We start from the raw sequence: 20,502 nt of genomic DNA, 5'->3' as shown, positions 1-20,502 counted from the left end.
AGGCCGGCACCGTCAACGACCTGCGCCGCGACGTGGGCAATGGGGAGCTGCATGCTTGGGTGGAGCTGGACCACCAGTGGCCGGGCATGTTCTGCGCAGTGCCGATCCGGGCAATTCAGACCGTTGCAGCACAGGGCCCGAGCAAAGCACCACAAAAACTGTTTGCTTTGCAGCGCCGCGTGGACGTTATGGGCGCGCTGGCTGCGGCGGCGCCGGAGATTCCAGTTTTCGCCAGCAGCTTAGCTAAAGCAAAAATGGATCTGCTGAACTTCAACGCCACCAATAAGGTGGCCGCATGATCGCTAACCCAGCCCAAACCGAGCGCCACCACTTGGCCAACCAGGCCGCACCCGTGTACTCGCTGGTGCGCAAGCGCTGCGCCTGCGGCAAGGCCAGCACCGCGCGCCAGCTGGGGCAGTACGGCCGTTGCGTTACCTGTGTGCGGGGCGCGCGATGATCGATCAGAGAAATGAGGATGCCGTAATGGAAAAAGAAACCGCCGTAGTGGTCAAAATCACGGGTCGCTATTTTTGCGAGTTTGGCAAACTCGGCCAGGTTAAAACAGCGTGGACCGTAGTTGGCGCAAAGCTGTTTTTTCCCGGCTCCCCGGAACTGAAAAAAGTAGTGAAAGCGCTTGCCGAAAAGGGCAAGAAATTTGAGGTCATGGTGCTGGCGGTGGTTGCATGAAATCAGCTATCGACACTGCAACAACTGACATGTTTCCGCCTGTGGCCCGAGTACCACGCTCAATGAGCCAGGTGCGGGCGGACCGTGCGGCGGCGCATATACTGCGCTCACAAAAGTTGGCAGCGCAGCATGAGGCCAGGCGCTGGGTAATAGTGCATATACGGCCAATCTCGCCAATCAACTGAATCTCAAAGCAATCGAATGCACCAATACAAAGAATTCTGCCGGCTGCGCGACTACCGCAAGCCTGGCGTCGAAGTACCGCACCACACCGAGGCCGAAGCGTTCGCCTTGGCGGTGCAATGCAAAGCCGGCCATACAGAAGCATCCCAGCGCAAGAAAAACCCCACCACGAAAGGAATCAAATAATGAACGAAGACCGAATTATTTACCGCCAGGACTTATACAAAATGCTGGGCGTCACTTCGGAGACGCTGCGCAGATGGGTCAAGGAAAACAAGCTGCCGCCAGCGGACGTTTCCATAACCCAGCGCACCCTGGGATGGCGCCTTTCAACGCTCCAAGCCGCTGGAATCAGGCTGCTTTAACAGCCAGTCAGCGAAGGCCTGAAGCATCACGCGGCGCTGCTTCAGGTATTCCGCCGAATTGTAGACTCCTCGCACGCCGCCGTCCTTGTGCGCAAGCTGCACCTCGACATGATCCGAGTTGTATTCGTGCTCGTTGGCCCAGGTGGAACCGACCTTGCGCCAGCCGTGGCCCGTCATCTTGCCTTTGAAGCCGATACGGTGAATGAGGTAGAGAATCGCGTTTTCACTCATGGGGCGGCTGCCGCCCCGGTCATTCGGGAAAACGTAGATGCTGCCCCGCGAACGCAGCTTCATTTCAGCCAGCAGTTCCAGCGCCTGGGAAGACAGCGGCACAAGGTGCTCGCGGCCCTTCTTCATGCGCTTGCCCGGTATCCTCCAGACATCGCCCTCCACTTCCGCCCAGGTCATGCGCCGCAGCTCGTCCGTGCGCGTCCACGTCAACGCCAGCAGCTTGCAGGCCAGCACAGATTGAATTTCATCTTCCAGGTCCAGGCGCTCCATGAACGGATGCACCTCGGCCAACGCCAGGGCGGCGAACCCTTCGCGCGGCTTGCGGGAAAAGGCGACCTTCGAATTGATGTTCGATGCAGGGTTCTCTTCGCAGTGGCCGTGCTGGATGGCCCAGTCAAGAACCTGTCCCACCCACATGCGCACGCGCCGGACGTACACGGAAAGGCCGGCGGCATCCATCGGGCGCAGCGCGGCCATCAAGTCTTCCTTGGTAATTTCACGAACCGTTTTCGCGCCCAGCGTCGGCGAGACGTACATGGCCAGCGCGCGCAGTGCATTTGCCTTGTAGCCGGCGCTAATGTCCGTGCGCCCGGCCCAGTAGGTATCGATGGCGGCATCAAGCGCAATTGATGGGCTGCTTGTCTTGCGCTTGGGCTTGAGGTCTTCCCCGTCGATCAGTTTCAGCCGCAAAACGTCCCGGCGCTCGCGCGCTTCCTTGAGACCGATCAGGGGATACGGGCCGATGACGGCAGTTTGTTGCTTGCCCTGGTCGTTGCGATAGGCCATGCGCCAAACCTTGTTTCCGCTTGGCAGGACTGCCAGCATCAGGCCGTGGCCATCGAAGAGCTTGCGCAGCTTGCCGTCATTCGGCGTTGCGCGCCGGCAGTCTGCGTCGGTAAGGGTATTGATGGCCATGCGATATCCTGTAGGTACGGTTTTGAGAAAAACCGCATCATACCTACAATTTAGCCTACGCATCATTCTGCGAGAGCGTTTTTGGATACCACCGAATCTGCGATTCGGAAGGCTGAAAATCAAGCTAAGTCGTTGATTTTCAATGAAATTCGGTGGAATATAGGTTGAGTATACTCACGAATTTTTTATGTACTTGGCGGAAGCGGTGAGATTCGAACTCACGAACAGTGTAACCCGTCGCTAGTTTTCAAGACTAGTGCCTTCAACCACTCGGCCACGCTTCCAGATGGCAGCATTATACATAAAGGTCCGTGGCTTACCAATGGCTAGCACCGTTTGCCCGACAGGAAAGAGCGGGCACGCTTGCCTTACACGCCCCAGTTTTCCCGCAGCGCCTTCTCGAACTCCACCGCTGGCAATGGCCGCGAGAACAGATAGCCCTGCACTTCGTCGCAGCCTGAGCTCTTCAGGAAGGCCAGTTGCTCGGCCGTTTCCACGCCTTCGGCGATCACTTTATGGTGCAGTTGCTGGGCGATGCTGATGATGGTGCTGGCGATGGCGCAGTCGCTGGCGTCGGTGGGGATGCCGGTGGTGAAGGAACGGTCGATCTTTAACGTATCGATGGGGAAGCGTTTTAGATAGGACAGGCTTGAGTAGCCGGTACCGAAGTCGTCCAGGGACAGGGCCACGCCCAGCGCCGTGATGCGGTCCATGATGCCGATGACTCTCTCGATGTTGTGCATCAGGGTGCTTTCCGTGATTTCCAGTTCCAGCCAGGCCGCTTCCAGGCCGTAGCGGGCCAGGGTCGCCGCCACTCTGGCGGGCAGCGCTGCCGTGAATTCGCGGGCGGAGACGTTGACGGCCAGGCGGATCGGCGGCAGGCCGGCCAGTTTCCACGCTTGCGCCTGGGCGCAGGCCGCTTCCAGTACCCATTCGCCCACTTGCACCACCAGGCCAGTCGATTCGGCCAAAGGAATAAACTCGGCGGGCGGGATCATGCCGTGCTGCGGGTGGTGCCAGCGCACCAGCGCTTCGGCGCCGATGATGCGGCCGCTGCCCAGGGCGTACTTAGGCTGGTAGTGCAGCAGCAGTTGCTGTTCCGACAGGGCCTGGCGCAAGCCTGTTTCCAGGCGCATGCGCGCCTGCATGCCCAGGTTCATGTCCTGGCTGTAGAACGCCACGCTTTCCGCTTCGCCGCCGCTGTCCTGCTTGGCGCGGTACATGGCGATGTCGGCCAGGCGCAGCAGGGTTTCCGCGTCCTGCGCGTCTTGCGGATAGACGCTGATGCCGATGCTGGCACCCACGCGCAGGTCGTGGCCTTCGATGAGGAACGGCTCCACCAGCGAGGCCAGCAGCTTTTGCGCCACCATGCTCGCTTCGAAATGCTGGCCGATGTCGAACAGGCCGACGGCGAACTCGTCGCCGCCCAGGCGCGCCACCAGGTCCTGGTCGCGCAATACCTGGCGGAAACGCAGGGAGACCTGGCGCAGCAGTTCGTCGCCGATGCGCCGGCCCAGGGTGTCGTTGATCAGCTTAAAACGGTTCAGGTCGATGAACAGCACGCAGCCGAGCATCTTGCTGCGCTGCGCCACACTCAGGGCCTGGTCGACCAGCTTGGCCAGCAAGGTGCGGTTGGGCAGGCTGGTCAGCGGATCGTAATACGCGAGGTGGTGCAGCCGCTCTTCGGCCAGCTTGCGTTCCGTGATGTCCGTCAGGTAGGCGATGAGTCCGATCGGCTTGTCGTCCAGGTCTTGCAGCGGCGACAGGGACAAGCTGGCCCAGAAGACCTCGCCCGACTTCTTTCGGCGGCGCACCTCCATCAGGCGCCCTCCCTGCTCCAGGAAGGCATCGTGGAAACCCGTGTCTTCGTCGTCGTACAGGAACAAAATGTTGCGCCCCACGGCTTCCACCGAGGTGTAGCCGAACAGGCGCTCGGCGCCCTTGTTCCAGCTGGTGATGTAGCCCGTCAAGTCCATCGTCAGCACGGATTCGTGCAACTGGTCGAGGATTTGCGTCTGCTGCGCCAGCAAGGCTTCGACTTGCGCGTAGGCATGGGTCGAGCGTTGCGCCAGCGAATGCACTTGCAGGACGCCGGCCGTCAACGATGCCAGGCTGGCCAGGTGGCGGCGGTCGGCGTCGTTATACAGCGGGCGGCCGGCCACGCTGTAATGACCGAAACAGTGGCCGTCGAAACTGACTTCCTGCAGCAAAGCGGGCGTATCGCGGGGAAACGATGCGGCCGGCGCGGCGGCATCCATGCCGGCCGCGGGCAGGAACTGGCCATGCGGGCTGGCCATCACCGTGCTGGCGATACGGCCCAGCTCAGCGACCAGCGCGGGGCCGCGCAAACGCACGACGGCGTCGCACAGGGCGGCGCTGTCACCGAGGAAATCCGACACCGGAAACAGGGCCATGCTAGAGGTTCCGGCTGACCTGGATGGCCCATTGGTAGGCCTGCAGCAGGCTGCGCCAATAGGTTTCTCCATCGATGCCGGCGCGGCGCAAGCCCTCGGGCGGCGGCGTGGCGCTTTCGACCAGCGCCAGCAAGGTGCCCAGCTCGCCATTGCGTTCCAGCAAGGCGGCGCTGACTTCGGGCGCCAGGTTCAGGGTGGCGATGATCTCTTGCATCGGCATGCCCAGCAGGACGTCAAGCAGCGAAAATACGCCTGCCATGAAGGCTAGGTCTTGCGCGTCGCGGTCGCCGCCGCGCAACTGGCACAGCGCTTCCATCTGCGCCGCGCGCACGGCCGCCAGCGGCAGCAGTGCGTGGATCTTGCCATCGTCCTGTTGCCGCGCATACAGCAGCAGTTGCAGCCAGCGCTGCAGCTGGCGCCGGCCCAGCAGGGTGATGGCCTGGCTGAAGCTGGTAATCGGCGCCGTGAAACCGAAGGCGGCTGAATTGACCAGTTTCAATAAATGATAGCTGAGGGCCGGATCTTGCTTGAGCGGCACTTCCAGCTCGTGCGCGTCGGCATCGCGGGCCAGCAGGCCCAGCAGCGACATCAGCCGGCGCCGCGACGTGGCGTCTTCCGGCTCGCCTTGCTGGCGCGCATGCTGCAAGGCGTAATCGCCGGCAAACCAGCTGACGCCGAGTTCTTGCAACGCGGCAATCTGCCCCCCATCGGCGATGTTGTAGGCCAGGTGCGGCCCCGGCAAGGGCAGCAGCTGATGCAGGGCCGGGTGTGCGCCTGCCGCGTCAAAGCTCAGCGCGCGCGCGTCGACTTGCGCCGCCACCACGGGATTGGCGTCGGCGCCATCGAGCAGGATGCGGTAGCCGGCATCGCGCCATTGCCGGCATTTTTTCTGGAGTTGCTTGTCGCCGGCAAGCTGGGCCGGCAAACGGAAGATGGTGCGTTGCGGCACCAGTTGCGCCAGCACGGCCTCGTCCACGCCATGCGGGTCGGCCAGGGGAATGATGCAGTCGAGCGGCGCCAGGAAGACATACGCATCGGCAGCGGCCAGCGCCGCCAGCAGCGGCGCCGTCGAGGCCTGCGGTACATGCACGGTGACAGCGACCCACTCGTTATGAGCATTGGCCACTGCTTGTAATCCCACCAACGGAAACAGGTTTGATTCAGACGCTGACATCGGTATCTCAGTGTGGGTAGGGCGCCATAGTAAATAAACTGACCAGCATTGGCAACCCTGGCCCGACAGAGATGCCCTCGACAGCGAGAATCATTCTATCTGAATCTCACCCACGAAACAGTTTAATTTTGGCAATAGATGTTCAAAAAGAACATTCCCCCGCGAGACCCGCCTGCCATGCGGCTTAGCCAAAAACACGGCGCCGCGCACGCTTGCTCAGGCGCTGCCGCCATGCGCGTGCTCGACCGCGTATTTGATCAATTCGGCCTGCCCTTCGATGCCGAGCTTGCGCTTGATGTTCAGCCGGTGCGTCTCCACCGTGCGCACGCTCAGGTCGAGTGCGCGGGCGATCTGCTTGTTCGACTGGCCCGCCGCGATGTGCTGCAGCACCTGCTGCTCGCGCGTGGTGAGGAAGGAATCGTGGACTTGCGGCCGGGACAGTTGCCGCGCCAGCGCCGCGCTGTAATAAATACCGCCAGACATCACCGTCTCGATGGCAAACACAATATCTTTCCCAGGAGCATCTTTAAGGACATAACCGCGCGCCCCGGCGGCGATGGCTTGCGATACATATTCGAGCTTGTCGTGCATGGACAGGATCAGCACGGCAATCTGCGGAAACGCCTGCTTGAACAGGGCCGTCGCTTCAATGCCGTTCGTGCCGCGCATATTGATATCCATCAGCACGAGGTCCACCTGGTGCGTGCGCGCCTGGCTCAACGCTTCGTCGGCGCCGCCCGCCTCGGCCACGACGTCGAAATGCGCGACCGCTTCCAGGCGCGCGCGCAGGCCGTCGCGCACGAGGGGGTGGTCGTCCACCAGCAGGATGTTGATCTTCTCGGTCATGGTTCTCTATTTTAATGTGGAGGAAAGCTCGAGCCGCGCCAGCACCACGGTGCCGGCCAGGGACGAGGTGATGTGCAGGCTGCCGCCGATGGCTTCCATGCGTTCCGTCATGTTGCGCAGGCCGATGCCGCGCTGCGGGTGCAAGGCGATGCCGTCGAAATCGAAGCCGCCGCCATTATCCCGGATGCGCAACTCCACGGCCTTGCCCGACTCGTGCAGGCTCACTTCCACGCCGCGGGCGTGGGCATGGCGCTCGCAATTGGTCAGCGCTTCCTGGGCGATGCGGAACAGCACGGTATTGACCATATCGGGCAAGCCCTCGCCCGCCGCCGCGGAGCTGGCCGTGAAACTGGCTTGCGCGCTGCTGCTGTCGTTGAATTCATGCACGAGGTGGTCGAGCGCGGCGGCCAGACCCAGGTCATCCAGAATGGCCGGGCGCAGGTTGTGCGAAATGCGCCGCACCTCGCCCAGCACCTTGTTTAGCTGGTCGGCCGCCCGCTCGAACGTGGCGGGCGCCTTGTCTTTCTGTTCCGCATTGCCGCCCAGGCGCGCGATGCCCGCCTCGATCTGCAGCTTGATGGAGACGAGCCACTGGCTGATGCCGTCATGCAAGTCGCGCGACAGCCGCGCCCGCTCTTCTTCCTGCGATTCCACCACGCGCTGCGCCAGCACTTTCAGCTTGGCGTCGGCCACGCGCAGTTCGCGCAAGTTCAGCACGAGGCCGCAGGCGGCCACCAGCAGGGAACCGAGGATGGCGATGGCGGCAATCAGCTCCATGGTCGAGCGGATATTGCGCGACTGCTGGGCATCGACCTTGGCCAGCGCCTGGTCCACGTCATCCATATAAATGCCGGTACCCATCATCCAGCCCCATTCCGGCATCAGGATCACATAGCCGAGCTTGGGCGCGGACTTGTTCGTCGACGGCTTGATCCAGTTGTAGCGCTCGAAACCGCCGCCGCTCTTGGCCCGCTGCATCAGGCGCTGGATGGTCAGATTGCCTTCGGCGTCGCGCAATTGCCACAGGTTCTGCCCCACCAGTTCGGGCTGGCGCGGATGCATCAGCGACTTGCCCTGCAGATCATAGATGAAGAAATAGCCATCGTCGCCATAGCTGAGGGCCGACAGGATGCGCTTGGCCTCCTCTTGCGTGGCGTCATCCTTGCGCCCCGACTGGTACAGCGAGGCAATGGAATGGCTGGCCAGGGTCACGTAATGCTTGAGCTCGGCTTCCTTGCTGGCGAGATACGCTTGCTGAATGGTGGCGCGCTGCTGCTCGGCCAGGGTAATCGCCTGGTGTCGCACGGCAAACGCGATGGCGCACAGGGCGAGGATGAGCGGCGTAATGGCCAGGAAGATGACTTTCTGTCTGAGTTTCATGGCCTTGCGCGCTCGGGCGGCGTCGATGCTGGTAGGAATGCGTGATTTTACGTCGCGGCGCGGCGATCGCCCTGCGTAGTAATACTGAGCGTTACTGCGTAGTGCTGCGCTTGCGGCAATTATACGATTCCTGAATACTCGCCATAAGCTGCAGATACCACGAATTCACACCCAAACTGGCGACGACCAGGCTCGGCAGCACACATCATCGCACGGCACAGCGCCCGTCACATCTCTGGAGGAAGCATGAACCGCATTTTCAAACAGCTCGGCTGGGCAGCGCTTGCGCTGGCAGGCGCCGGGTCCCTGGGCGTCGTCGCCCTGCAACGCGGCGAATCGATCAGCGCGATCTGGATCGTCATCGCCGCCGTCTGCGTCTATCTGATCGCCTACCGTTTCTACAGCCTGTTCATCGCCGACAAGGTGCTGGGCCTGGACTCGCGTCGCATGACGCCGGCCTTCAAGCACAACGATGGCCTCGACCACGTGCCAACAAACAAATATGTGCTGTTCGGCCACCATTTCGCGGCGATTGCCGGCGCCGGTCCCCTCGTCGGCCCCGTGCTGGCCGCACAGATGGGCTATCTGCCCGGCATGCTGTGGATTTTGGCTGGCGTCGTGTTCGCCGGTGCCGTGCAGGATTTCATCGTGCTGTTCATTTCCATGCGCCGCGACGGCCGCTCGCTGGGCGACCTGATCAAGGCTGAACTGGGCGAAATTCCCGGCATGATTGCCTTGCTCGGCTGCTTCATGATCATGGTCATCATCCTGGCCGTGCTGGCATTGATCGTCGTCAAGGCGCTGACTGGCTCCCCATGGGGCAGCTTCACCGTGATGGCGACGATCCCCATCGCCCTGTTCATGGGCGTGTATTCGCGCTTCATCCGCGTGGGCCGCATCGGCGAAATCTCCATCATCGGCTTCGTCTTGCTGATGCTGGCCATCATCGGCGGCCAGTACGTGCAGGAACACGCGGTATTGGGCCCGATGTTCACGTTTACCGGCACGGAACTGACGTGGATGCTGATCGGCTACGGCTTCATCGCCTCGGTCCTGCCCGTGTGGCTGCTGCTGGCGCCGCGCGACTACCTGTCCACTTTCCTGAAGATCGGCACGATCCTGGGCCTGGCCATCGGCATCATCGTCGTCGCGCCTTACCTGAAAATGCCGGCCATGACCAAGTTCATCGATGGCTCCGGCCCCGTCTGGTCGGGCAATCTGTTCCCCTTCCTGTTCATTACGATTGCCTGCGGCGCCGTCTCCGGCTTCCACGCCCTGATTTCCTCGGGCACCACGCCGAAGATGATTGAAAACGAAAGCCATGCCCGCTTCATCGGCTATGGCGCCATGCTGATGGAATCGTTCGTCGCCATCATGGCCCTGGTGGCCGCCTCGACCATCGAGCCAGGCATCTATTTCGCCATGAACAGCCCGGCCGCCCTGATCGGCACCACGGCTGAGTCCGCCGCACAGGCGATCTCGCAGTGGGGCTTTTATGTGACGCCGGAAATGCTGACGCAAACGGCCAAGGACGTTGGCGAGCACAGCATCATCTCGCGCGCCGGCGGCGCCCCGACCTTGGCCGTCGGCATGGCCCAGATTCTCTCGGGTGCCATCGGCGGCAAAGCCATGATGGCCTTCTGGTACCACTTCGCCATCCTGTTCGAAGCGCTGTTCATCCTGACGGCCGTCGATGCGGGCACGCGTGCCGGCCGCTTCATGCTGCAAGACTTGCTGGGCAGCTTCGTGCCAGCCTTGAAACAGACGGAAAACGTCATCGCCAACCTGCTGGCCACGGGCCTGTGCGTGGCGGCCTGGGGTTACTTCCTGTACCAGGGCGTGGTCGATCCATTGGGTGGCATCAACACCCTGTGGCCGCTGTTCGGCATCGCCAACCAGATGCTGGCCGCGATTGCGCTGATCCTCGGCACCTGCGTGTTGTTCAAGATGAAACGTGGCCAGTATGCGTGGGTCACCATCACGCCGACCATCTGGCTGCTGCTGTGCACATTGACGGCGGGCTGGCAAAAGATTTTCGACGCCAACCCGCGCGTCGGCTTCCTCGCGCATGCCAAGAAATACTCGGCGGCACTCGATGAAGGCACCCTGCTGGCGCCGGCCAAGTCCGTGGCGCAGATGCAGCAGATCATCTTCAACGATTACCTGGACGCGGGCCTTGCCGCCTTCTTCGTGGTCGTCGTCGTCAGCGTGCTGTTCTTCGGCATCCGCACCATCATGAAGGCGCGCGCCGACAGCAAGCCGAGCACCAAGGAAACGCCGTTCCAGGCCTTGCCCACGGTGCAATGATGATCGACGAAATCATCAAGGCTGGACGGTATCTGGGGCAAAGCATGCGGCTCATGTGCGGCTTGCCCGAGTACGACACCTATGTGGCCCACCGGGAAGTCACCCATCCCGGCGAGCCGATGATGACGTATGAAGAGTTCTTCCGCGAACGGCAGGAAGCCCGCTACGGCGGCGCCGGTAAGCGTGGTGGTTGTTGTTAGCGGACACCTGCCCCAGCCTACTGCGCGTCGGTATAGGTGGCCTGCGATGCTCACCGTACTTTAGTACGGTTGCGCTTCTCGGCCACCTCTCCCTTCCGCTCGCTACGGCTGGATCAGGTGTTGTAGCTCAGCAATAATTTGAGGGCGGTCTTGCGAGACCGCCCTATTTGTTTCATCTCGTATAAGTTTCCCTCCCCTCTCCTTCCTTAGACCCACATCAATATCGTGGTGTGTCTTCGCGTCTATATTTTTCCAATAGGAAATTAAAAAACAGTCAACAGGCCGACCGGAGAAGCGCCGCAACCATGTTCAATTTCCAACGCTCCAGCATCAGCCAGAAGCTGACCATGATTTCGGTACTGTCGTCGGGCTGCGCGCTGCTGCTGGTGTTCGTGGCGTTTGCGCTGACGTCCGTGCTCAGCCACAAGGACGATGAAGGCAAGCAGCTGCTGTCGCTGGCGGGCGTGATCGGTGCGGCCAGCGCGGCGCCCTTGCTGGCAGGCAAATCGGCGCAGCCGCAGGCGGAACAGGTGCTGGCCGCGCTGGCCGCGCGCGACGAGGTCGCCCAGGCGGCCCTTTTCGACCGGAACGGGCGCCTGTTCGCCCTGTACCGCGCGCCGCAGCATGCCGATGGCCTGGCCACGCCGGAGGACCTGGACCCGGCCCTGCTGGCCGACATGGCCGTGCAGCCCGTCACGCAAGGCACGGGCACGACCCTGGCGCCCGCCATGCGTCTGTACCGTCCCGTCTACCGGCCAGGCCAGCCGCAACAGCTGATCGGCGCCGTGCTGATCGAGGCCGACCTGAACCACATGTGGCGCGACATCGGCCGCCACGTGGGCGCCATCGGCGGCGCCACCGTGCTGTCCTTCCTGATCGCCGTGTTCCTCGCGCGGCGTTTCAAAAGCGTGATCGCCGAACCCATCACCAAGCTGATCGACACGGCGCAAAAAGTGTCGAGCAGCCAGACCTACAGCCACCGCATCGCGCACCAGCGCAGCGACGAGCTGGGCGTGCTGATCGACAGTTTCAACGACATGCTGGCGCAGATCGACAGCCGCGACAGCACCCTGGCCAACTACCGCGACCAGCTCGAGCGCCAGGTGGGCGTGCGCACGGCGCAGCTGGAAAAGGCCAAGGACGCGGCCGAGGCCGCCAGCCAGGCGAAAAGCGCGTTTCTTGCCACCATGAGCCATGAAATCCGCACGCCGATGAATGGCGTGCTGGGCATGACGGAGCTGCTGCTGGCCAGCCCTTTGAGCCCGCAGCAGCGCCACTACACGAGCATGGTGCAGCGCTCGGGGCAGAATTTGCTGGTGATCATCAACGACATCCTCGACTTTTCCAAGATCGAGGCGGGCAAGCTGAGCGTGGAATACATCCGCTTCAATTTCCGCGAATTGCTCGACGACATAGAACACGTGTTCGCGCCGCAGGCGCAAGCGAAAAACATCAGCCTGGAATTCAACATCGCGTTTGACATTCCCATCGCCATCTGCGGCGACCCGAACCGTTTGCGCCAGATCATCGTCAATCTGCTGGGCAACGCCATCAAGTTTACGGAAACGGGCAAGGTCACCGTGAAAGTGACCGTCTGCAGCGAAGACGCGCCCAGCGTGGGCTTGCGCTTCGAGGTGCACGACACTGGCATCGGCGTATCGAGCGAGGCGCAGACGCGCATCTTCGAATCGTTCTCGCAGGCGGACGGCTCGACCACGCGCAAGCACGGCGGCACGGGCCTGGGATTGACGATTTCGAAACAGCTGGTGGAACTGATGGGCGGCACTATCGGCGTTGATAATGCTTTAACGCAAGGATCGATCTTCTGGTTCGAAGTAAATTTCGATAAGCGGCGAGTCGACAGCGACGACCCGTCCTTCAACCTGAAAACCACGCGAGGATTACGCGCCTTGATCGTCGACCACACACCGGCCACGCGCGCCGTGCTGGAGCGGCAACTGGCCAGCTGGCACATCGTCAGCGACAGCGCCGGCACAGCCAGCGACTGCCTGGCCAAGCTGCACGCGGCCGCGCAGGCGGGCACGCCGTATGGCGTGGCGCTGCTCGACATGGAATTGCCGCGCACCAGCGGCCTGGCCCTGGCCGCCACCATCAAGAGTGACCCGCTGCTGGCCGACCTCAAATTACTGCTGCTGAGTACCGAACAGGCGGCGGCCGACCCGGTGCAGCGGCGCGAGGCGGGCGTGGCCTTCCAGCTGATCAAGCCGGCCCGCGAATGCGACCTGTTCGACTGCATCGTCACGCCGCCGCGCGCCAGCGAGGGCATGCGCATCCATCCGCCGCATGCGGCGCGGCAAGTGGGCCGGCGCCAGCGCCGCCGCGTACTGCTGGCCGAGGACAATCCCGTCAACGTGGAAGTGGCGCTGGCCATGCTCGACAGCCTGGGCCTGGACGTGGTCTGCGCGCGCAACGGCGAACAGGCCTTGCAGGCGGCGCAGGCCGAGGATTTCGATTTGATCCTGATGGATTGCCAGATGCCCGTAATGGATGGCTTTGCCGCCACGGCGGAAATCCGCCGCCACGAACAGCAGTGTGGCCACGCGCGCGCGCTGCCCATCGTCGCCATCACGGCCAATGCGCTGCAGGGCGACCGCGAAGCGTGCCTGGCGGCCGGCATGGACGATTACCTGAGCAAACCGTTCACGCAACAGGACCTGGGCCACACCATCGCCCGCTGGATCACCCTGCCGCGCGCGGCCACCGTGCACCACAGCGAAGCGCCGGAGCTACAAGCGCCTGTAGAGGCCCCGCCCGCGCTAACGCCGCTATCCGCCGCCCCGACATCGGCCCAGCCGCTGAACCGGCAGGCGCTGGAAAACATCCGCGCCCTGTCCGGCTCGGATGGCGATGCGCTGCTCGAGCGGGTCATCCTCGCCTTTACCAGCGAGACCCCGCGCCAGTTGAGCGCCATGCGCGCGGCGATTGCCGGCGCCGATGCGGAAGCGCTGCGCAAGGTGGCGCACAGCCTCAAGTCGGGCAGCGCCAACGTGGGTGCCGACAGCCTGGCGCAGCTGTGCAAGGAAATGGAAAAACTGGGCCGCGCCGGCGGCACCGAGGGCGCGGCTGCCCTGCTGCAGCAGATGCAGCAAGCCTTCCTGACCGTACGCGAATCGCTGAACGCCATCCTCGTGAAGGAACACTGACATGACAGCGCCCCTCTCTCCTCCCCGCGGCCTGGTGCTGGTGGCCGACGACGATCCCGTGATGCGCTTGCTGATGCGACAGATGCTCACGCAGGTGGGCCTGGACGTGATCGAGGCCGAAGATGGCGTGCAGGCGCTGGCCAGCTACAAGCACAGCGGGCCGGACCTCGTCATGCTCGACGTCGACATGCCGGCCATGGACGGCTTTGCCGTGTGCCGCGAAATCCGCCACCAGGAAGTGGGCGGCACGGTGCCCATCATCATGGTCACGGGCGGCGACGAGCTGGAAGCCGTCACGCGCGCCTACGAGGTGGGAGCGACGGACTTCATTTCCAAGCCCATCAACTGGCCCATCCTCGGTCACCGCGTGCTGTACGTGCTGCGCGCCAGCGACGCCATCGCCCGCCTGCGCATCGCCGACGCGCACAACCGCGCCGTGCTGGCCGCCATCCCGGACACCTTCTTTCGCCTCAACAGCGAAGGTTTTTATCTCGACTACGAACAGGGGCACGACGCCAGCGCCGGCTTTTCCATCACCGACTGCGTGGGCAGCCATATCCGCGACGTGCTGCCGCCCGAAATCGCCGCGCGCCTGCTCGACCAAGCGCACGCCGTGCTGGCCACGCAGCACATCGGCTCGGTCGACTACACGCTCACGCACGAAGACAGCACGCGCCATTTCGAAGCGCGCCTGGTGGCGACGGGGGCCGATGAAGTGCTGGGCCTGGTGCGCGACATCAGCGAGCGCAAGCGCACGGAAGAACAGATCCGCCGCCTCGCCTATTGCGACAGCCTGACGGGCATCCCCAACCGGCAGGCATTCCTGGAAACCCTGGAACGCGAACTGGTGCGCTCGAAAGAGCACGACAAGAAATTCGCCGTGCTGTTCATGGACCTCGATGCCTTCAAGCGCATCAACGACACCCTGGGCCACGACGTGGGCGACCATTTGCTCAAGGTGGTGTCCGAGCGCCTGCGCGAAACCATCCGCCCCAGCGACCTGGTGCTGCGCGCCGAATACGAGCTCGATGGCGTCTTTGGCGGCAGCAACCTGGCGCGCCTGGGCGGCGATGAATTCACGATTTTGATACCGGACCTGGAACGGGTGGAAGACGCGCTGAACGTGGCGCACCGGGTGAAGGAAGCCATGCGCCGCCCGTTCATGATCGAGGCGCACGAGATTTTCGTCACGGCCAGCATCGGCATCTCGCTGTATCCGGAAGACGGCGAGGATTGCAACTCGCTGCTCAAATATGCGGACACGGCCATGTACCACGCGAAGAATTGCGGCAAGAACAATGCCAAGCTGTACAGCTCTTCGCTGACGATGGAAATCATGAGCCACGTCAAGATGGAAGTGGGTCTGCGCAAAGCCTTGCAGAACAACGAACTGTATTTGCTGTACCAGCCGCAGATCGACGTGCCCAGCACGCAGATCGTCGGCGTGGAAGCGCTGGTCCGGTGGCGCCATCCGGAACGGGGCATCATTTCGCCCACGGAATTCATCCCGCTGGCCGAAGAGACGGGGCTGATCGTGCCCATCGGCGAATGGGTGCTGCGCACGGCCTGCAACCAGGCCAAGGCGTGGCAAAACGCTAGCGGGCGCGCCATCCGCATGGCCGTCAACCTGTCGGCCAAGCAATTCAAAGATGAAAACCTGATGCAGATCGTGCTCTCGGCCCTGGCCGACACGGGCCTCGATGCGCGCCTGCTGGAACTGGAATTGACGGAAGGGACGTTGATGGACGATGCGCGCGCCACCATGGTGACCCTGGAGCAATTGCGCGGCATCGGCGTGTACCTGTCGATCGACGACTTCGGCACAGGCTATTCGTCAATGAATTACCTGAAACGCTTCGACGTGCGGGCCTTGAAGATCGACAAGAGCTTTATCGCCGGCTTGCCACAGGATGCGGAAAACGCGGCCATCACGCGCGCCATCATCGCCATGGCGCATGGCTTGAAGATGGTGGTGGTGGCCGAGGGCGTGGAAACGGATGAGCAGCTGGTGATGCTGGAAGAATACGGCTGCGACATGGTGCAAGGCTATTTCCTGGGCCACCCGTCGCCGCACGACACGATCACGGCCATGCTGGCCAGGCAGACGAAGCAGCTGGCCAGCGTGGAAACTAGAGCACTTCGAAGGCAAGGATTTGCGTGACTTGCAGCGGATTAAAATTGTCGTCGGAAATCAAAACCAGACTGCGGCGGCCGTTTTCCAGGCGCGGCCCCCAGCTGATGCCTTCGATATTGTCGACCCGTGCCAGGCCGATCTTTTCCAGGTCCAGCAGCAAACGCTTGCGCGCCGGCACATAGGACGCGCCCACCAAGGCCGGCAGCGCCTGCACATCGGTGGCGCCCTGCGTTTCCATTTCGTAGATGCGCACGTGGTTCGTATAGACGCCGTCCGCGTTGGCCACGCCGGCCCGCTCCACCACCAGCACCTGGTGATCGTTCACGGCGAGAATTTCCGACACGCCATTGTCCGCCTCGCGTCCGGGCCCGGGCCGCGACGCCACCGGCTCGACCGGATACGCATACTGGCCCAGGACCTTGCCGGCACGGTCCAGGCGCGTGATGCGCACGATGGAGCCGTTGTCGGGCGTGGCCAGCGGGCCATCCTGGTACAGGGCCGCTTCCATGCCCAGCCACAGGCTCTTGCCATCGCTGGCAAACGACAGCGCTTCAAATGTCATGTTGTTGCGCGAGCCGATTTCTTCCTTCGAGACATTGAACATCGCCGGTGTCGGCAAGGTGGCCAGGTAACGGCCGCCGCTGTCGGCATGACGCACGAACGGATGCAGGCCCACCTTGCGGTTGCCTTCGCTGCCGTACCACAGACTGCCATCCTGCGGATCGACGCGGATGGTTTCGATATCGGCCACCTGGTCGCCCTGCTCCAGCTTGGCATGCGCCAGGTTCGGATAGCGGCTGCCGTCGGGCTGCGTGAAGAAATGCACGCTGTTCAAGGTCACGCCCGTAAATGCCTTGCTGTCGTAGTGGAGCGCAGCGCGGTAGAAGCGGGCCGGATTGATTTCCGAGCGGTCATCGCTTTCCATCACCCAGCTCTTGTTGGCCGCATCGTAATCGATGCCGGACAAGCCGCCCACCGTGGTGCCCTCGAACGCCTGCCTGAGCGCGATGCGCTGCTCGCCGATCAGGCGCAGGCCCGTAATCGGCGCGTCATGCGGGAAGCTGGCGCAGGCGGAGAGGAGAATGGCGGAAGACGCCAGGACAAGCGCACGGTAAAAAAAACGATGCATGATAGATATCAGATGAGTTGCGTAGGTCGGCTTAGCGCGAAGCGCGTAAGCCGACAACATTGTTAACTTGACCGGTGGTGGCGTCGGATTACGCGGCGTGCCGCCGCTAATCCGACCTACCTTCCCGACATCATTCCACTACACCACCCCATCGGCCTTCAGCCGCGCAATGGCCGCCGCATCGTAGCCGAGCGACGCCAGCACCTCGTCGTTGTGCTGGCCCAGGGTCGGCCCCAGCCACTGGGTCTTGCCCGGCGTGGCCGACAGTTTCGGGCTGATGGCGGGCAATTTAACGGGCGTGCCGTCGGCAAACTGGTGCTGCTCGAACATCTCGCGAGCGAGAAACTGCGGGTCGCTCATCATGTCGCGCACGGAGTAGATTTTGCCGGCCGGCACATCCGCCGCCTTGAGCACGGCCAGCGCGCTGTCTATCGTGTGCGTGGCGCACCAGGCGCCGATGGCGTCGTCGATTTCCTGCGTGCGCGCGACCCGGCCATCGTTGCGCGCCAGTTGCGGGTCGCCCGCCATGTCGATGCGGCCCATGGCCAGCATCAAGCGCTTGAAGATGGCGTCGCCATTGCCGGCAATCACGATATTTTCGCCATCGCCCGTCGTGTAGGTATTCGAGGGCACGATGCCGGGCAGCGAGCCGCCCGTGCGCTCGCGCACCACGCCCGCCTGGTCGTATTCGGGTACCAGGGATTCCATCAGGTTGAACACGGATTCGTACAGGGCCACGTCGACCATCTGCCCTTCGCCAGCGGCCGCACCACCGGTCACGTCGCGGTGGCGCAAGGCCATCATGGCGCCGATCACGCCGTGCAAGGCCGCCACGGAGTCGCCGATCGATACGCCGACGCGCACGGGCGGGCGGTCGGCAAAGCCGGACACATAGCGCAAGCCGCCCATCGATTCGCCAATGGCGCCGAAACCGGGCAAGTCCTTCATCGGCCCCGTCTGGCCAAAGCCGGACAGGCGCACCATGATGAGGGACGGTTTAATCTGCTTGAGCTGTTCGTAGCCGAGATCCCACTTTTCCAGCACGCCGGGGCGGTAGTTCTCGATGATGATGTCCGCTTCCAGGGCCAACTGGCGCGCGATGGCGCGGCCTTCCGGCGACTTCAGGTTCAGGGTGACGCTTTTCTTGTTGCGCGCCTGCACCGACCACCACAGCGAGGTGCCATCCTTCAGTACGCGCCAGGTACGGATGGGGTCGCCGCCATCGGGCGACTCGATCTTGATCACGTCGGCGCCGAATTCAGCCAGCATGCGGGCACAGAACGGCCCCGCGATCAGGGTGCCCAGTTCCAGCACTTTAATGCCTTGCAATGGACCAGTGGTCGCGGAGGATTCTGTCATGTTGTAATCAGGTTGCCCTGCGGTCGAGCATCGCGCGGGCAATCGTGCCCGCGTCGACGTATTCCAGTTCGCCGCCCACGGGCACGCCGCGGGCCAGGCGGCTCACGCGCAAGCCCCGCGCCTTCAGCATTTCGCTGATGTAGTGGGCCGTCGCTTCGCCTTCATTCGTGAAGTTGGTGGCCAGCACCACTTCGCCGACCACGCCATCGTTGGCGCGGTTCAATAATTTTTCAAGGTGGATGTCTTTCGGGCCGATGCCGTCCAGCGGAGAGAGCCGTCCCATGAGGACGAAATACAGGCCCTTGTAGGTCAGCGTCTGCTCGATCATCAGCTGGTCGGCGGGCGTTTCCACCACGCACAGCAAGCGCTTGTCGCGGTCTTCGTCGAGACAGGTCTCGCACACTTCATGTTCGGTAAAGGTGTTGCACAGGCCGCAGTGATGTACGGCATCGACGGCCTGGAACAGGGCGCGCGACAGCATGGCCGCGCCTTCCCTATCGTGCTGCAACAAATGAAACGCCATCCGCTGCGCCGACTTGGGGCCGACGCCGGGCAGGCGCCGCAGCGCCTCGGTCAAGAATTCAAGCGACTTGGACATGGATCAACCTTGCCCCGTGCCATAGATCGAGCGCATGCGGTAGTGCATCAGAATGGCATTTTGAAGCCGGCTGGCAAGTTCATGCCGCCAGTCAAGCCTGCCATTTTTTCCGCCGACGTCGCTTCCGCCTTGCGCACGGCGTCGTTGAAGGCGGCAGCGACCAGGTCTTCCAGCATGTCCTTGTCGTCGGCCAGCAGCGACGGGTCGATGGAGACGCGCTTGACGTCGTTCTTGCACGTCATGACGATTTTCACCAGGCCGGCGCCGGACTGGCCTTCCACTTCCACCAGTGCCAGTTGTTCCTGGGCCTTTTTCATGTTGTCTTGCATTGCTTGCGCCTGCTTCATCAGGCCAGCCAGTTGATTTTTCATCATGAGAATGCTCCGTTCAATTCAATTGTTAATAATTAATGCAGGGTCGGCGCGGCGGAGCCGGCCGGTGCAGGGGTAATCGTTCCCGGCACAACAAAAGCGTCGAATGCACGCCTCATGTCGAGCACGAAGGGATCGCTGGCGATGGTTGCTTCCGCTTGCAGCTGGCACGCCTCGCGGTGGGCCTGCGCTTCCGCGCTGGCCGTGTACCAGACGGCGCCCAGTTCCGTGTCGACATTGACCTTGCGGCCGAAACGCTCGCTGAGCACGGCCGCCAGTTTTTCCACGTTGGCCGGACTGCGCCACGTGTCGATCGGTACGCGCAGGCGGAACGTGGTGCTGTGGCCGTCGTGCAGGCATTCGATCAGCTCGGCCTGCACGGCCAGCTGCTGGGCTATGCCGCGCAGGGGCAGCACGGCGGCGACGGCCGGCCAGTTGCCGTCCCAGTCCAGGCCCGGCACGGGCGTGATCACATACGGCCCGCTCGGTGCAGCTTGCTTGGCGGCGCGCTGCGGCATGACGACGGCCGGCTGTTCGCTGCTTTGCGCAGCCGGTGCCGACACGGCAGCCGAGGCGCTGTCGTCGGAAAATTCGGTGACCCACGGCGGCAAGTCGTCGTCGGCGGGTGCCTGCTGTGGCGGCGGCGCGGCAGGACGCGCCTGCTGCACGGGTGCCGTAGCGGCCACTGGCGCTTCCATCACGGCGACCGGTGGCGCATCGTCCCACGGCGCAGGCGCTTTCGCGGCGGCGGGTGGTGGCGGTGCTGCCTGGACCGGTGCGGCCGGGGCTGGCGCCGCGGCGACAGGTTCCGCTGCCGGTGCGGGGGCAGCCGACTTGGGCGCCGACGATGGCGCCGATGGCGCGCTGCCCGGACGGCCTTTCGAGGCGGCACGGGCCGCTTCCAGCGCCGCATTGATGGCGGCACGGGCGGAACTGATCGGGGCGCCCGAAGCTGCCGGGGCGGCCGCAGCCGGAGCGGCAGGTGGCGGCGCTGCTGGTGCTGGCGCCGGGGCGGCTACAGCTGCCAGTGGCGGCGGCGCTTCGC

General features: G+C 63.2%; 16 protein-coding genes, 1 tRNA gene and 2 pseudogenes. 8 read left to right on the top strand and 11 right to left on the bottom strand.

Going from position 1 to position 20,502, the window contains the following annotated elements; translation table 11 throughout:
- The 4 genes and pseudogenes from JAB6_RS29275 to JAB6_RS29265 all read left to right on the top strand — a co-directional run.
- A pseudogene (locus JAB6_RS29275) lies at nucleotides 1-299 on the top strand (hypothetical protein); the annotation flags it as partial.
- Nucleotides 296-457, top strand: a complete 162-nt coding sequence (locus tag JAB6_RS29270; RefSeq protein WP_175444519.1) for a hypothetical protein — start codon at nucleotides 296-298, stop codon at nucleotides 455-457. The pseudogene JAB6_RS29275 and the gene JAB6_RS29270, both read left to right, overlap by 4 nt.
- Nucleotides 458-483: 26 nt before the next feature.
- Nucleotides 484-687: a hypothetical protein gene (locus JAB6_RS09125; RefSeq protein ID WP_070302442.1), complete on the top strand. Its 204-nt coding sequence runs from the start codon at nucleotides 484-486 to the stop codon at nucleotides 685-687.
- Nucleotides 688-888: 201 nt separating this feature from the next.
- A complete protein-coding gene (locus JAB6_RS29265; protein WP_175444518.1) occupies nucleotides 889-1,056 on the top strand; it encodes a hypothetical protein in 168 nt (55 codons plus the stop codon).
- 143 nt (nucleotides 1,057-1,199) lie between these two features.
- Here the strand turns inward: JAB6_RS29265 and JAB6_RS09120 are convergent, their stop codons facing one another.
- The 6 genes from JAB6_RS09120 to JAB6_RS09095 form a co-directional block, all read right to left on the bottom strand.
- Nucleotides 1,200-2,381 (bottom strand): integrase arm-type DNA-binding domain-containing protein, encoded by a 1,182-nt coding sequence (locus JAB6_RS09120; RefSeq protein ID WP_070302440.1) that lies wholly within the window; start codon nucleotides 2,379-2,381, stop codon nucleotides 1,200-1,202.
- 194 nt (nucleotides 2,382-2,575) lie between these two features.
- Nucleotides 2,576-2,665: transfer RNA gene (locus JAB6_RS09115), tRNA-Ser, on the bottom strand.
- Between the two features lie 84 nt (nucleotides 2,666-2,749).
- Nucleotides 2,750-4,795, bottom strand: coding sequence for a bifunctional diguanylate cyclase/phosphodiesterase (locus JAB6_RS09110; RefSeq protein ID WP_070302439.1), 2,046 nt, complete (start codon nucleotides 4,793-4,795; stop codon nucleotides 2,750-2,752).
- Between the two features lies 1 nt (nucleotide 4,796).
- A complete protein-coding gene (locus JAB6_RS09105) occupies nucleotides 4,797-5,921 on the bottom strand; it encodes an EAL and HDOD domain-containing protein (protein WP_368072919.1) in 1,125 nt (374 codons plus the stop codon).
- A gap of 264 nt (nucleotides 5,922-6,185) precedes the next feature.
- On the bottom strand, nucleotides 6,186-6,815 hold the full coding sequence (locus tag JAB6_RS09100; RefSeq protein WP_070302435.1) for a response regulator transcription factor: 630 nt from the start codon (nucleotides 6,813-6,815) through the stop codon (nucleotides 6,186-6,188).
- Between the two features lie 6 nt (nucleotides 6,816-6,821).
- On the bottom strand, nucleotides 6,822-8,195 hold the full coding sequence (locus JAB6_RS09095) for a cache domain-containing protein (protein ID WP_070302434.1): 1,374 nt from the start codon (nucleotides 8,193-8,195) through the stop codon (nucleotides 6,822-6,824).
- A 246-nt stretch (nucleotides 8,196-8,441) separates the two neighbouring features.
- Between JAB6_RS09095 and JAB6_RS09090 the strand changes: the two genes are divergently transcribed.
- The 4 genes from JAB6_RS09090 (at nucleotide 8,442) to JAB6_RS09075 (ending at nucleotide 16,027) form a co-directional block, all read left to right on the top strand.
- Entirely contained in the window at nucleotides 8,442-10,502 is a 2,061-nt protein-coding gene (locus JAB6_RS09090; protein ID WP_070302432.1) for a carbon starvation CstA family protein, read from the top strand.
- Nucleotides 10,502-10,702, top strand: a complete 201-nt coding sequence (locus JAB6_RS09085) for a YbdD/YjiX family protein (protein WP_010396213.1) — start codon at nucleotides 10,502-10,504, stop codon at nucleotides 10,700-10,702. Before JAB6_RS09090 ends, JAB6_RS09085 begins: the two co-directional genes overlap by 1 nt.
- Before the next feature lie 305 nt (nucleotides 10,703-11,007).
- On the top strand, nucleotides 11,008-13,866 hold the full coding sequence (locus tag JAB6_RS09080; RefSeq protein WP_070302430.1) for a response regulator: 2,859 nt from the start codon (nucleotides 11,008-11,010) through the stop codon (nucleotides 13,864-13,866).
- A gap of 1 nt (nucleotide 13,867) precedes the next feature.
- Nucleotides 13,868-16,027 carry a bifunctional diguanylate cyclase/phosphodiesterase gene (locus JAB6_RS09075; protein WP_034759108.1) on the top strand — a complete coding sequence of 720 codons (2,160 nt, stop codon included), beginning with the start codon at nucleotides 13,868-13,870 and terminating at the stop codon, nucleotides 16,025-16,027.
- Here JAB6_RS09075 and JAB6_RS09070 read toward each other — a convergent pair.
- The 5 genes and pseudogenes from JAB6_RS09070 to JAB6_RS09050 all read right to left on the bottom strand — a co-directional run.
- On the bottom strand, nucleotides 15,996-17,129 hold the full coding sequence (locus tag JAB6_RS09070; protein WP_070302428.1) for an esterase-like activity of phytase family protein: 1,134 nt from the start codon (nucleotides 17,127-17,129) through the stop codon (nucleotides 15,996-15,998). The genes JAB6_RS09075 and JAB6_RS09070 overlap by 32 nt on opposite strands.
- 138 nt (nucleotides 17,130-17,267) lie before the next feature.
- Nucleotides 17,268-18,488, bottom strand: a complete 1,221-nt coding sequence (locus JAB6_RS09065; RefSeq protein WP_070302427.1) for a CaiB/BaiF CoA-transferase family protein — start codon at nucleotides 18,486-18,488, stop codon at nucleotides 17,268-17,270.
- A gap of 7 nt (nucleotides 18,489-18,495) precedes the next feature.
- Nucleotides 18,496-19,086 carry a recombination mediator RecR gene (gene recR / locus JAB6_RS09060; protein ID WP_070302426.1) on the bottom strand — a complete coding sequence of 197 codons (591 nt, stop codon included), beginning with the start codon at nucleotides 19,084-19,086 and terminating at the stop codon, nucleotides 18,496-18,498.
- 47 nt (nucleotides 19,087-19,133) lie between these two features.
- Nucleotides 19,134-19,460 carry a YbaB/EbfC family nucleoid-associated protein gene (locus JAB6_RS09055; RefSeq protein ID WP_034759121.1) on the bottom strand — a complete coding sequence of 109 codons (327 nt, stop codon included), beginning with the start codon at nucleotides 19,458-19,460 and terminating at the stop codon, nucleotides 19,134-19,136.
- Between the two features lie 32 nt (nucleotides 19,461-19,492).
- Nucleotides 19,493-20,502 (bottom strand): annotated as a pseudogene (locus JAB6_RS09050) (DNA polymerase III subunit gamma/tau); the annotation flags it as partial.

Origin of the sequence: Janthinobacterium sp. HH104 (assembly GCF_001758715.1) — a bacterium.
GTDB classification, from domain to species: domain Bacteria; phylum Pseudomonadota; class Gammaproteobacteria; order Burkholderiales; family Burkholderiaceae_D; genus Janthinobacterium; species Janthinobacterium aestuarii.
Note: the sequence above shows the minus strand (reverse complement) of the source record. Positions and strands in the feature narration are given on the sequence as shown.